The 11,700-nt window shown below is 59.7% G+C and carries 17 protein-coding genes; all 17 read right to left on the bottom strand.

Features of this window, described 5'->3' with window-relative positions; translation table 11 throughout:
• Positions 1-12 precede the first annotated feature (12 nt).
• A complete protein-coding gene (locus tag HMPREF2999_RS07390; RefSeq protein ID WP_070676422.1) occupies positions 13-387 on the bottom strand; it encodes a DUF5361 domain-containing protein in 375 nt (124 codons plus the stop codon).
• Positions 388-422: 35 nt separating this feature from the next.
• Positions 423-746, bottom strand: coding sequence for a hypothetical protein (locus HMPREF2999_RS07385; protein WP_070649345.1), 324 nt, complete (start codon positions 744-746; stop codon positions 423-425).
• A gap of 167 nt (positions 747-913) precedes the next feature.
• Positions 914-1,444: a phage tail tube protein gene (locus tag HMPREF2999_RS07380; RefSeq protein ID WP_070676424.1), complete on the bottom strand. Its 531-nt coding sequence runs from the start codon at positions 1,442-1,444 to the stop codon at positions 914-916.
• Between the two features lie 30 nt (positions 1,445-1,474).
• A complete protein-coding gene (locus HMPREF2999_RS07375) occupies positions 1,475-1,909 on the bottom strand; it encodes a hypothetical protein (RefSeq protein WP_070676426.1) in 435 nt (144 codons plus the stop codon).
• The gene (locus HMPREF2999_RS07370) at positions 1,906-2,154 is read right to left on the bottom strand and encodes a hypothetical protein (protein WP_070676428.1); all 249 of its coding nucleotides are present in this window, start codon (positions 2,152-2,154) and stop codon (positions 1,906-1,908) included. The genes HMPREF2999_RS07375 and HMPREF2999_RS07370 overlap by 4 nt, the downstream gene beginning before the upstream one ends.
• Positions 2,155-2,452: 298 nt before the next feature.
• Positions 2,453-2,899 (bottom strand): Gp19/Gp15/Gp42 family protein, encoded by a 447-nt coding sequence (locus tag HMPREF2999_RS07360; RefSeq protein WP_070649335.1) that lies wholly within the window; start codon positions 2,897-2,899, stop codon positions 2,453-2,455.
• A 26-nt stretch (positions 2,900-2,925) separates the two neighbouring features.
• Positions 2,926-3,831 carry a phage major capsid protein gene (locus HMPREF2999_RS07355; RefSeq protein ID WP_070676432.1) on the bottom strand — a complete coding sequence of 302 codons (906 nt, stop codon included), beginning with the start codon at positions 3,829-3,831 and terminating at the stop codon, positions 2,926-2,928.
• Between the two features lie 31 nt (positions 3,832-3,862).
• The gene (locus HMPREF2999_RS07350; protein WP_070676434.1) at positions 3,863-4,387 is read right to left on the bottom strand and encodes a hypothetical protein; all 525 of its coding nucleotides are present in this window, start codon (positions 4,385-4,387) and stop codon (positions 3,863-3,865) included.
• A 137-nt stretch (positions 4,388-4,524) separates the two neighbouring features.
• Positions 4,525-4,860, bottom strand: coding sequence for a hypothetical protein (locus HMPREF2999_RS07345; RefSeq protein WP_070676436.1), 336 nt, complete (start codon positions 4,858-4,860; stop codon positions 4,525-4,527).
• The gene (locus tag HMPREF2999_RS07340) at positions 4,853-6,190 is read right to left on the bottom strand and encodes a VG15 protein (RefSeq protein ID WP_070676438.1); all 1,338 of its coding nucleotides are present in this window, start codon (positions 6,188-6,190) and stop codon (positions 4,853-4,855) included. Before HMPREF2999_RS07340 ends, HMPREF2999_RS07345 begins: the two co-directional genes overlap by 8 nt.
• 26 nt (positions 6,191-6,216) lie before the next feature.
• Positions 6,217-7,692, bottom strand: coding sequence for a phage portal protein (locus HMPREF2999_RS07335; protein ID WP_070676440.1), 1,476 nt, complete (start codon positions 7,690-7,692; stop codon positions 6,217-6,219).
• The gene (locus HMPREF2999_RS07330; RefSeq protein WP_083315098.1) at positions 7,689-9,137 is read right to left on the bottom strand and encodes a terminase large subunit domain-containing protein; all 1,449 of its coding nucleotides are present in this window, start codon (positions 9,135-9,137) and stop codon (positions 7,689-7,691) included. The genes HMPREF2999_RS07335 and HMPREF2999_RS07330 overlap by 4 nt, the downstream gene beginning before the upstream one ends.
• Entirely contained in the window at positions 9,100-9,411 is a 312-nt protein-coding gene (locus HMPREF2999_RS07325; protein WP_070676442.1) for a hypothetical protein, read from the bottom strand. The genes HMPREF2999_RS07330 and HMPREF2999_RS07325 overlap by 38 nt, the downstream gene beginning before the upstream one ends.
• A 192-nt stretch (positions 9,412-9,603) precedes the next feature.
• On the bottom strand, positions 9,604-9,927 hold the full coding sequence (locus HMPREF2999_RS07320; protein ID WP_070676444.1) for an HNH endonuclease: 324 nt from the start codon (positions 9,925-9,927) through the stop codon (positions 9,604-9,606).
• A gap of 217 nt (positions 9,928-10,144) precedes the next feature.
• The gene (locus HMPREF2999_RS07315) at positions 10,145-10,732 is read right to left on the bottom strand and encodes a DUF7341 domain-containing protein (protein WP_141757057.1); all 588 of its coding nucleotides are present in this window, start codon (positions 10,730-10,732) and stop codon (positions 10,145-10,147) included.
• 83 nt (positions 10,733-10,815) lie between these two features.
• The gene (locus HMPREF2999_RS07310; RefSeq protein ID WP_246823099.1) at positions 10,816-11,139 is read right to left on the bottom strand and encodes a VRR-NUC domain-containing protein; all 324 of its coding nucleotides are present in this window, start codon (positions 11,137-11,139) and stop codon (positions 10,816-10,818) included.
• A 2-nt stretch (positions 11,140-11,141) separates the two neighbouring features.
• Positions 11,142-11,700 (bottom strand): hypothetical protein (locus tag HMPREF2999_RS09555; protein WP_210399545.1); only part of this gene is annotated, 559 nt, incomplete at its 5' end.

Genomic DNA, 11,700 nt, shown 5'->3' with positions numbered 1-11,700 from the left:
TCCTCTATCCGGTTATTTGATTGTTTCCTGCCCCACCACGGCACCACCGCCGGCTCGCCGCTGCGCCAGCCAGTACTTCGCTTCGTCCAGGCTCATACTGCCCGAACCGACACGTACACCAGCGCCCTGCACACCGGGGCGAGGCAGAGGCTTCGGCTTGTTCCGGCCTTTCTGCCCGTCTGCACTGCGCTGCCAGTTCGCCTCGACCAGCCGGTCAAACACCCCGGCCAGTAGCTGGGCTTCCAGCCCCCAACCTTGCGCGTAATGCCGCATGGTCGCCGAATCTGACGGCAGGTTCACGACCATCGCCGCCACCAACTGTGCCCCATACTCCGCGGCTAGGGCGGCGTACGGGGCATGGTAGTAGCGGATGAGGTCAATCTCCACAAGCTCGCGGTTCTCTCGCAGGAGAGCCGCGAGCTTTAGGAGTTTGGGTTCAAAGCGTTCATCATGTCGGTAAAGAACCCGGTGAACAAGGTCATGGGTACACGCCCGGTCTCAGGGTCGCGGAGCGTCTCGAACACGTCCTGCTTTGCCTCGGCACCGAGCAATGACTCCACCGCGGAGAACATACCCTTGGGGTTGCCTTCGTCAATCGCGAGCAGCTGCTCCATCAGCTCCGCATCATCCAGCGCGGCGGGGTCTACCTGCCAGGTCTTGCCGCGCAGCTTCACCTTCACAACCGGCGCGCCACCTGCAGCCTTCTTGTCACTGGTGCGGGTAAACGCGTAGTTCTTCTCCGACATGAGGGGTTTCCTTCCAAATCAAAAGTATCGGGTAGGGTTTCGTTGGGGAAGCGAGCGCGGCACGCCCCTCTGGTGTGCGCGGCCTGTGGCTCCAGAAACCCTCAAAGGGAGCCAACCACAATGCACAACCAGAAGAAGGGGGCGTGCCGCAAACCTAAACCAGCCTCTTAGAGCTTGGTGCCCAGGTGCTTGTACGCCTTCACACCCTGCGAGTCAGGGTACGCGGTGACGGTCACCTGGTAGCCGACAGCCTCGCCGTTCTTGTAGGTCACCTCGCCACGCTCGGTTACCTGACCGTCGGGGATGACGATACGCAGAACCTTCTTGCCGTCCAGTACGTCCAGTACGAACGTCTGGTGCGGGGACTGTGCGCCGGTCATTCGCACCAGCGACCCGTTCGCAGTGGTATCCGCGTAGAACAGCTTGAGGACTTCCTCGTTCGTCTCGATGAGCGTGAACTGGAAAGTGACCTTGTGCGAGGTCTGGATGACACGCACCACGTCACCGTTCTGCCAGGCCTTAATCTCACTGGTGTCAGAGTCGATGCTCTGAGTCACCCCGTCCTCGCTGATGTAGCCGAGGTCCTTCAGCTTCGCGTCCACCGGGGCGGTCGCGTTAGCCGGGGTTGCGGTGCCGATGGCACCAACGTAAACGCCGCCGGTAACAGCGACACGCACATTATCAGCAACAAGCGCCATAACGTGCTCCTTCCTGCCCCACAACAGGGGCTATAACAGGTCTATCCACGTGTTCCGGTACGTCACCGTGAAGTTCATCCGAAATCGCGGAATCTTATCATCGGGGTCTGGCATCCACACCACACCCCCCACAGGATCCACACCGTAGACGAGCACGCTCTGTCCATTACTTACGAGGATCTCCTGGTTCACGATGCTACGCAGCGCACCTCGCAACATCTCCGCAGCGTTGTATGCATCCTGCGCGGTGGAACCCCACACATCGGCAATGAATGCTCGTTGCCCATGCGCCGGGGACCCCTCGGCACCACCCGAAGGGGTGAGCACCGCGAACACGCCGGCCGGGCGTGGGTTTGGCGGCTCTGCTACATACACCGGGGAACCCCACAAGCTTTTTGCCTCCTTGCGGAGCGCTGCGAACACATCCGGAGCATGCAAACGGCCAGAACCAATCTGCGGTGTCATCGGTTCCACCCGCCTACGGCCTTGGACAGGGCACCGTGCTTAGCTTCCGCCCGGACACCAGCGGCACCGGTTGGGTAGACACGCGCCACCGCTGTTTTCGCGCCAGCTTTCGCGGAGGACGCGAACCCGGCACCGGCGCGAGCCTGAACCTTCGCCGCCTCCGTGTTCAGGGCGGCAAGCATCTCCGGGCTGGTGCGTAGACCATAGAATCCTGCCAACGTCAGCTTCACCTTCGTCTTGCCCATACTCGTCTGTCAGCCTTCCACTCGTTTAAGGTTGATACGGTAACCCGCCTCGAATCCGAAGGGGCCGTGCGTGTAGTCTTCTGGCCAGCCGACGCACTCGTACAGCACCCCGTCCACGGTTACCCTGTCGCGAGGGCGGGTGAACCCGGTTGGAGCGTACAGGTCAAGATCACGGTGGACTCCGGTAGCGGTATCCCGAATCTCAGAATCCGCGCCCGGTGAAGCCCACCCAAACACCTCAACCTGCACTGCAGCACTCCAGCCCCGAGTATGGGAACCCCAACTATCAGGTGTTTCTTCAGTCCAGGCCGAGTGTGAAACCGTGAACCGGGGTTTGAGCCACCCCATGCCCTTCACCTCCCATCCCGCAACCGGAGGCAGGGAATAGGTCAATGGTGGTGGCGCGCTGCGACCCGACCCCGAGCAGCTTCTTCTCAGCACGGGATAGATACAAATCCCCGTTCGGGTTCGCGAAGCTAACCTGCTGGTTAAAAGGCCCCGCCGTCTGCGTCAAAGATGACGCACCCTCCACGAATGCCCCTGCAGCCATGGCGCGCTTGACCATCCGGCACGCCACAATCGTGATAGCCTCTGCCGGCAGGTTGAACCAGCCGGGCGCTGCCGCACGGATGAGCACGCCCGCATCCTCAAGAAGGACACGAGCATGCTCTTCGGAGCCCGGCGGCATATCCGGCCAACGCGCCCGCAACGCCTCCACGGTGACCTCGGGAAAATCATCCATCATCACAGGTCACACACCTCCAACCCAGGTTAGAGGGTGTACTTCACGAAGTGGGCGTTGGACTCAATGAGCCAACCGAACTCTGCCTCGGCGCGAATCGCGACCAGGTTGTTCTCCCACAGAGAGACCAGCTGGTTACCGATAGTCACGGTGGACTCGGTGGACACATCGAAGTTGATGCCACCCACAGTGCCCCACAGCGCCTTCGAGAAGTCACCACCGATACCGACCACCGAACCGGCAGTGGTACCGTTCGCCACGGTATCAGCGAACGAAGCAGGACGACCCAGCACGGTACCGGAACGCACAGCAGCGGTTGCCACGGTCGGCTCAGGCACGAACAGCGGGCGACCGTTAGCATCCACCGAGGCATTAAACAGCGGCTCAGCAACGTCATCGAACACGAAGCCGTTGAGCTTCTTCTTGTCCTTCACCAGCAGATCCAGACCCGAGTTCAGGTCAGCAAAGATACCACCCTTATTCGCGGGAGAAGTACCAAGCTTCACAGTCTTGCTGGTGGAGGCGAGGTTAGTACCAACACCGAACGGGTTCGAGGTGCCGTGAATAACGGCAACGTCGAACGCGCGAGCAAACGACTCAGCGATCTCCTGACGAAGGACTTCCATGTAGTTACCGGGGTTCGCACGGACGACCTCGGCGGAGACCACCGCGATGGCGGCAATCTTCTTAGGGGTCATGGTCTTCATGGTCAGCCCCGCCTGGGTGGTGGGCTTCTTAGCGCCTTCTTCCACCCAGGAGGCGGTGGGCTTCTCAGTCAGGACGGGGATAGCCTCACCAGAGACAGAGAGCGGCACCTGACGTGCCAGAGACTGCACCACAGAGGCCTTCTGAACCTCTGCGAAGTATGCCTGTGCAATCTCGGGGCGGATAAACCCGGCGAGGTCGCTGGTCTTAGTTGCGGCGGTAATAGCCATAACGTGTTTTCCTTTCCTAGAAGAGGATTAGCTAGATGCCGAGGACGCCCTTGAGCTTGTCCAGTAGCGGGTCGCCATTGAGCGCAAGCCCCGCCCCTTCACCCTCGGTCTTGATGACGGTGCGGTTACCCGCCGCACCACCGGTAGCACCGCCGTGGAGCAGCTCAGACAGGAGCGCCGCGTGTTCGGTTAGCTCCTTCTGCGTCTCCCCGCGCAGGGCGGAAGCGGGAACACCGTACTCGGTGGCGGCGGCTTCACGCCATCCGCGCACCTTCTCCGCGTGCTCGAGCTCGGCTAGACGCCCTTCTGCCTGCTCGGCACGAGTGGTCAGCTCGTCCACGGTGGCAGCCTTCTCGCGCAGGTCGGCGTAGTCGGCAAACTTTGCACGTTCACGCTTGAGTCGCTCGGCGATAATGGCGTCAAGCTGGCGCTGTGAGGTGATGGTGCGGAACGCGGGTTCCTCCATGTGCTCGTGCTGCGCCGCCGCGACATCCGCGGGGGTTACCTGCGGCTGCTCGGAGGCTTCTGCCGTCTCGACTGTGGTGTTCTCACTCATAGGGTTGCTCCTTGCTTCGTTAAGCACCAACACCACCCGGTGCAGACGAAAACTCGTCTACACGGGTGGTGTTGTAAAAAATATGTTCTATATTCGGTTATGCCGCCCAAAACCCCGGGCGGAAAGGGAAAACTACGTTAGAAAGGCAGAAGCGCCAAATCGTATGGAGTGCCGGCATAAACATCCGGCAACTCACCATTAGCTACCTTCTCACGATACAAAAGGGTTACTTCGCTATCGTCGAAGGGGAATTCCTTAGCTTCATACCTACGCTTAATCTCTGCTAAACCCCACTCATACTCGGCACCGGGGCGCGCAGCCGGAGCATTAAAATAACGCCCATTCAACTCAGCTCGCTTCCACCCCTCCGGAGTATTTACATCAAACGTGGGCTTCGTAAAATCGAACGGGGCACGCCAATAATCGGGGTCTTCACGATAATCGTAGGCTTTTTCTGCGTTCGCGCTACTCATGGGGAATCTCCTGATAATATGCAAAAACCAGTGGGGAACCGTCAGGCATACGCCTGACCTTTACTATGTCAAGCATACCACCGCGTAATAACAGAACTTCCCGCTGCCCCCGATATTTCTCTGTGTGTTCCCATACCGGTGCGAGCCCAGACCCTGCGGGAACATACACGCGCATCTGAACTCGTCCGCTGCCAGTTTTTACCCCACTAGGTTTATCAGCAGTAGCGATATACGGTCTATGTTCCATGGAAGAACCCCGAAGCGAGTACAGGTCCTCAACCTTGCCCACGCCGAAAGTCTCCAACGGAGCCCACCGCGAGACCGTAAATGGCTCCAAAGCCACCGACCGGTCAATTGCGCTATCCAGCTCACGACGAAACTTCTTCAGCTCAGGAGTCCAGGGAACCTCACCCAGAATCGCCTTCTGCAGCCGCACATAATCCGGTGTCCCACCCGGCTGTTTACCTTCTGCCCAGCGCTGTAATGCTCGAGCATCCTGTTTGGTGTGTTCTGCCGCCATACGCGCAGCAACACCATCTCCAAGAGGGATATCCTCACCAGCCCATACCTGATCCGCCGGTTTACGGCGGTACACCTCGGGAAACATCTCCCCCATCTTCACCGCCACGTGCCGATCAACAAAGCGTGTTCCAGGCTTCGACTCCGCACGCAACGCCGCAACAGCCGCATCATACCGAGCCTTATACACGCCAGGATCGTAACCCTCCACCGGGTTCTTGCCCTCAAACCCGGGCACCACCTGGCAATCGCACTTGTAATGGAACCGCATAAACAGACCGGCGCTCTTAGGGCTAGTGTAGACGAACCCGCGCGAAGCGAGCATCTCACACCAGGTGCAGGTGGAACCCACCGGCACGCGTCCGAAACGCTTCGCCACCGGATCAGCCATCGCAAGCTGCGTGACCTTCTCACGCCCGGCATGCTTGATGAACTGGTCGAGTCGCTCGGATAGCACCGCCAGTGCACGCTCCACATCCACGTTCGGCTCTTCCAGCCACTGCGAAGCCCACCAGACAGCAGAGCTCAGCTTCCTGTGCTCCACCATCGGCACCTCAACAGAAGGCAACCCAGCGGCCTCCCCCACAGCGAGCTCCCGCAGATACCGGTACCATTCCTCCCCCGAAGCTTCAGCCTGCACACGGTATCCGTCCACCAGTGAGATGAACATGCGGCGTGCTTCTTCACGCACCAGTTCCCACGGTGCACCCTGCTCAACAAGCTCCCTGATGCGTGCCTCAAACAGATCTGTAGCTTCCGCCACGATACCGTTCAAACCTTCGGCGAGGTACCTAATATCCTGCATATCCATACCGGGGGTACCTCGCCATCATTCCGTTATTCTGTTACTTCAAACTCACCCAGCGGTTGCTTCGCGAGCTTCTCCTGCTGCTGCGCCTTCTCAGCATCCTTGCGTTCCTTGTACTGCTTATAGAACCCAAGAGCCTGGACGCCTTCAGCGCGGCGCTTATCGTTCATGAGCCGCTCCGCCGTCGCCGCACTGTATCCGAGCTTCTCCAACACCACGCCGGATTCCGCGAGCCACGGCATGACCTGCACCTGCTTCAGCACAGCATCCGCCGCAGCCGCATCCGATACATGCACCGTCGGCGCGAAGTGCGCCTGTACATTTGTTACTTCCTGGGCGGTTTCCCACCCATGCTGCAAAGCCACCGTCAGCACAGCAACCTGACGCAACGCAGACTGGAACCCCCTGATACAGCGCTCCGCCGCCAGCCGCAACGGGTCGCGCTGCGACTGAATCGCCGAATCACTCGAAGGGTTATCAGAAGGAAAACCAAGCTCATCCAACGGGATAGACGACTCCGCCGCCAGCAACGCCGCCCACTGCCGCAACTGCTCAGTATGCGGCTGCATCGACATCTGTGAGAACTGCTGAATCTGCGGCAACTCACCGTTCTCATCCCTACTAATCGCGAGCATCTTCGACATGACCGCGTCCCACTTCGACGCTTCCAACGCCTCCGGGTCCGCGCCCAAAATAGCGCGCTGCGGCGTCGAGAAAAACTCCGCCGCAACCTCGGAACGCACAATCGTACGCACCGCCGAATCCGTTAGCGACATGACCGCCCGCGTAATCCGCGAGCGCCCAAACGGGCGGCGCAGGTCAGCCCCCACCACCAGAGCAACCATCAAAGGACGCCCCACTGGGTTCGGCAGCACAACAGCGGTAGCCTCAGCACGCTCACCAGCCGCAGGGAACCCGAGCACCACCGTCTTATCCGGCAGGTACACGGTTACCTCGCGCACCGTCACGTCCCCAAACTCGTCCGTATCCGTACGAGTCACAGACAACCCGGCGGCGAGCGAGCGCTTGCGTTGATCCCACAATCCGGTAGCCCAGTGAGCGCTACGCGGCAGCCAAAGAACCTCCGGCTCGCCCGCCTCAGTATCGCCCTGTGTGACCGTGATGAACGCGCACGAATTGATCAGAGCGGAGGATGCCGCCTGGGCGAACACCTCCTGAAAATCGTTCTGCGCCACCAACTCATTCAAACCAAACGGGTCGATATTGCTCTCATGAGTCGAGATGAACTTCTCAAATCGGATACGGTCAGCGAGCACATCCACGGTCTTGGCAGGCCACCCGAGCACCGAATCGATATTCCGCAGCTGCGGAGGAATCGAGATACCCAAATCTTTGAGCCCTACACGCTGGTCGTAATAGTTCTGTCGCACCCGGTTCCTGGCGCGCTTGGCCTGTAGCTGGTCTCGCATGAGCCGTAGCTGCGCCAACTCGGTGGGCGTAAAAATATCCCCACCATCGGCGGGGATAGGGAAGAAGTCACTCATACGCTAATCCTTTGTTTCCGTGCGGGGTTTCTCCTGGTAGTGCGTGCAGCCCAATAAGCCAGCGTGGCGGCTTCAAACATCGTGACACTGCCACCTTCTGCTGCTTGCCAGCCGAAACCTCCTCGGTTGCCAATCTTTCGGCGGGTGCATGAGAGCACCTGCTGAGTGAGCTCAGGCTGGTTGCTATGAGTGAGGTCCTTGCCGATGACTGCCTGGTCGACCATTGCGTGAGCAACGATGACCTGGTCTAGCGAGGGCTGCCAGATGAGCGTCTTGGATTTCACGCCAGCTTCACGGAGCGCGTTCGTCAAGTAGCCGACGCCGGCCTTACCATCGATGACAATCTGGGCGGCGCGGGAGGCATGTTCAGCGAGGAAGTCTACGAGCCAGCCGGTGCCGTGAGACAGAGGCATAGATTGCAGGCCTTCGATGAAGATTGGGCCGCCGGTATCCGGGCGGCGCGCCACAGCGAGCGCGACCTCCATACCGTCGGGCGAGAATCGCACACCGAATACGGTGCGGCCTTCCTTGGGTGCTTCGCCCTCGCAGGCGTGCCATGCTTCGGGGGTGAAAGCCGACTGGGTTGCGGCGGCTTCGTCCCAGATGCCGAGTGCCTCACGCCTGAATGAATCGGGGGTGAGGTTCTTGCGCATGCGCTCGATTGCGACGGCGCTAACTCGGGTCGGGAATGACGGGTTGGCTTTCGCCCATTGCTTCTTATCGTCGGCTCGGGCTCCGGGGTCTGCTGAACACTCCACATAGAGTTTGTCGCGGTCTCCAGCGAGCGCTTCGGCACGGTGGCGTGTGAACACCTCACTTGGGTCGGTCGGCTTCGGCGGGGTGCCCATCATCAGCACCAAGCCGTTCGGTGCGGCGTTGGTCGCAGGGAGCATGTCGTCGAGCGCCTTCTCGGTGAGAATCTGCGCCTCATCCAGCACAATGATGTCCACCTTCGCGAAGCCGCGACCAAAGCCGGATTCGCGCGCGCCGAAGAGAATTCGTGAACCATTCGCGAACTCTACGGCCTCCTGGCCGGCGCCGCGGCGGACATGGGAGATGAACGGGGCAACCGCCGGGCGAGCCGCGATGCCCTGCATAGACTGGAAAGTTTCGTTGTGGGTGCGAGCGCGGTGCGCCGACCAGAGGACGAGCGTATTTGGAGAAGCGATGCATGCAGCGAAGATAAAGCCAGCAATCATATGAGTCTTACCGACCTGTCGAGGCAGGCTCAGTGCGGCGCCACCCACGCCTGCGGCATAGAACCCGTCCTTGCGCTTCGCGAAAACCAGTCGGCCAATATCCACCTGCCAACTATCGAGCGGGTAGGCCATCTTGATTAGCTGCCGAGCAATGGACGGCCAACCGGTCGCCACAATTCCAGCAGGTATCTTGAGCTGTGCGGCGACCTCAGAGAGTGGACGGGTCGAAGGGGGCATCTTCTTCATGATGGTGCTCTCCTTCAATCTCTGCCCCGTACTGCTGCTCTAGCTGTTCGAGTTCCTCGATGTCCTTGTCGAGGTCCTGGAATCGGCGTGCGAGCGCGGCTAGGTCACGGGCCAGTGTGTTCGGGTTGTCAATATGCGCGGCAAGCTTGCTGCGCAGGGCACGGAGCCTGTCGAGGCGGGTGCCGTTTGCGGTGGCATGAGAAAGGGAGCCTTCCTCTTGGGTGGCTCCCTCAAAATCGATAGGTTCGAGCTGCTTAGGCTTGCCTTTACTCAAGGTATCACTCCTTGTCGAACCCGTATTATGTGGAAATTTGCTGTGGATATATCGCTATCGCCGGAGGGCGCGAACTCACCCTCCGGGGGAGGGGGTACCCCCCTGGTCCTGTTTGCTTCAGGTGGTTTGCCCCGGTTGATAATGTCCCCCTTATAGCGGTGAGAGGTCACCGGCTGGGGTGTGTGGTTGGGGCTAAAGGATCAGCGTTGTTTTCGGTCGAATCGGTTCAGCAACTCTAATCGTCTTGCGAGCTTGAGAGCGTTTACCTCCAAGCTTTCCGCCGAGTCTCTGGTTGCATTGGCGGCAGATGACGCGGGTATTCTCCACAACATCTTTGCCACCTTCAGCGTGAGCTGTCACGTGGTCAAGCTCGGGACTATTCGGTTGCTTCGACCTGTGCCAATCATAGGCAACGAAACAAATAGGACAGCGCATGTCGCCGCGTTCAAAAGCTGCGGCGAGTTCCTGCTTCCGGAGGTTCTTCCAGCGGGCGGTACCGGTACGACTGGTTGCCATTACGCTTCCTCCTTCTTCCACTATTCATTTGTAGCTTGCGGGCTGGTACCTGGTGGGGGAGGCTATTGCTTTCCCTCCTCCCCCACCAGAGGAAGAATCCGACACGACTGAACATGTCTCCCGCTTCATTACCACCCCCCCCCTGCTAGGCAGAGGACACACCAGTGGTAAGCGAGACAGTCTAGCGTCATCATCCCCCCTTGTGCAACTACCAGCGTCACCCGCCAGAGGACAGTCTAACCAGCGTCTCCTCCTCCTCATCCGCAGACAGCAGATTCCACAGGAAAGCACGCGGCCAGATTGCCGAGCAAGCCGAACATTCGACGCGCTGAACCTGCTCCCCCTCAACGTCCCAGACAGCTACCAGGCATGGCTTCTGTACTGTTGCACCGAATTCATCTCGACAAATTCGGAGCTTCTGGTGGCAGACAGGGCACGCACGGTCTATCGGCGTGCGGCGGGTAGGTTGCAGATACTCCTGAATCTTTGACTGCCACTCGCTCCATTCCTCGCCAATCCAAACCAGAACAGGAAGACTAGTATGAGCGATATGAGGCATGACGGCACGCATAGTGTCAGCTGGAGATTTCCCCGCCGGCACCCCAACAGCTGCCGCAGTCTCCGCAGCAGAACGACCCACCGCAGTCCACAAATCCAACGCCGCAACATCCAGAGGCGAGCGCGCCCCGGCAGATGAAGAACCTTTCCCGTGCTCGGTACCCTGCTCCACGACCGCCTGCCGAAGCTGATCTAGCAACGCCATTTCCAGCGGAGCATCTTCGAGCGCCTCAGCTGATGCCCCCATATCCTCAGCTCGAACATGGGCAAAGGCCAAGACATTCAGGATGGCTCGCACCCGGCGGCGCATCTCAGCGACATCTTGCTCAGTCATTGACTCAGCTCCTTCACGATTGCGGTCCACATGTCTGGTCTCCACACTCCAGCGTCCTGGCCAGCCGAAGCGAGCGCATCGAGCCACTGGATTTGTGCTGCGGAAACTCGCCCCTTCATCGCCTTCAATTCTCTGAAGATGGTTCGCCGCTTGATGGGATGGACGAGTACCAGGTCAGGAAAACCAGCCGGCGACCGGCGGGAGTCATGGGTGTGGTAGTGCATCCATCCCAGGCGGGTTGCCAGGGTGATGATTGCTGATTGGAATTGAGCTTCAGTCATGGTTCGTGCATTGAGCATCAAATAGTCTTGCGCTTTCACGCTTACCTCCTGGTTCGGCGGGGTCGAGCTCGGCGATGACGAGGGCGTTTCGATTCTGAAGTGGTTAGGTTCTTATCGGCTTTACCGTCCCGACCCGACCCGGCATATCCGAATCCGTCACCCTCATGATTCAAATCGATTCGGAGTAATTGGGAGGAATTCGCCGCCTGAGTCCCAGCGGAAGGGTCAGTTACAGGGGCACTCTGCTCGCTACCGCGAGCGGTGCCCTGCCCGTTCCCGTCCCGTCCCGACCCGGCGGATTCGAATCCGTCACCCTCCTGATTCAAATCACCTCCCAATTCCTCCCAATCCTGTGAGGGGTCTTGAGAGGTGGTTTTGGGTACGACGAAATGGCCGTTGGAGTCTCCCCCGGTATCCGGTGCACCGGATACCGGGGTTGGCTCTTCAACGACCTCTGCAGCGGATGCTTGCTCGTTGATGAGGGCAAGTTCGGCTGCATCGATTTGCGCAGAGAATTCGTCAATCATCTGCTGCGCACTGATGGTCGGCAAAGAGCTGTTGGTGTACACCGCCGGCAAGGGTTCATCAATAACCTGCGAA

Source organism: Rothia sp. HMSC066H02 (genome assembly GCF_001814995.1).
Taxonomy (GTDB): domain Bacteria; phylum Actinomycetota; class Actinomycetes; order Actinomycetales; family Micrococcaceae; genus Rothia; species Rothia mucilaginosa.
The sequence above is the reverse complement of the archived record's forward strand: the minus strand, read 5'-3'. Positions and strand labels throughout refer to the sequence as shown.

Bases quoted from the DNA above. Each gene is read 5' to 3' on its own strand.
- HMPREF2999_RS07335 (WP_070676440.1), bottom strand. From the start codon at position 7,692: ATGAGTGACTTCTTCCCTATCCCCGCCGATGGTGGGGATATTTTTACG.
- HMPREF2999_RS07375 (WP_070676426.1), bottom strand. From the start codon at position 1,909: ATGACACCGCAGATTGGTTCTGGCCGTTTGCATGCTCCGGATGTGTTC.
- HMPREF2999_RS07330 (WP_083315098.1), bottom strand. From the start codon at position 9,137: ATGAAGAAGATGCCCCCTTCGACCCGTCCACTCTCTGAGGTCGCCGCA.
- HMPREF2999_RS07355 (WP_070676432.1), bottom strand. From the start codon at position 3,831: ATGGCTATTACCGCCGCAACTAAGACCAGCGACCTCGCCGGGTTTATC.
- HMPREF2999_RS07345 (WP_070676436.1), bottom strand. From the start codon at position 4,860: ATGAGTAGCGCGAACGCAGAAAAAGCCTACGATTATCGTGAAGACCCC.
- HMPREF2999_RS07340 (WP_070676438.1), bottom strand. From the start codon at position 6,190: ATGGATATGCAGGATATTAGGTACCTCGCCGAAGGTTTGAACGGTATC.
- HMPREF2999_RS07320 (WP_070676444.1), bottom strand. From the start codon at position 9,927: ATGGCAACCAGTCGTACCGGTACCGCCCGCTGGAAGAACCTCCGGAAG.
- HMPREF2999_RS07385 (WP_070649345.1), bottom strand. From the start codon at position 746: ATGTCGGAGAAGAACTACGCGTTTACCCGCACCAGTGACAAGAAGGCT.
- HMPREF2999_RS07315 (WP_141757057.1), bottom strand. From the start codon at position 10,732: ATGGGGGCATCAGCTGAGGCGCTCGAAGATGCTCCGCTGGAAATGGCG.
- HMPREF2999_RS07380 (WP_070676424.1), bottom strand. From the start codon at position 1,444: ATGGCGCTTGTTGCTGATAATGTGCGTGTCGCTGTTACCGGCGGCGTT.
- HMPREF2999_RS07350 (WP_070676434.1), bottom strand. From the start codon at position 4,387: ATGAGTGAGAACACCACAGTCGAGACGGCAGAAGCCTCCGAGCAGCCG.
- HMPREF2999_RS07370 (WP_070676428.1), bottom strand. From the start codon at position 2,154: ATGGGCAAGACGAAGGTGAAGCTGACGTTGGCAGGATTCTATGGTCTA.
- HMPREF2999_RS07360 (WP_070649335.1), bottom strand. From the start codon at position 2,899: ATGATGGATGATTTTCCCGAGGTCACCGTGGAGGCGTTGCGGGCGCGT.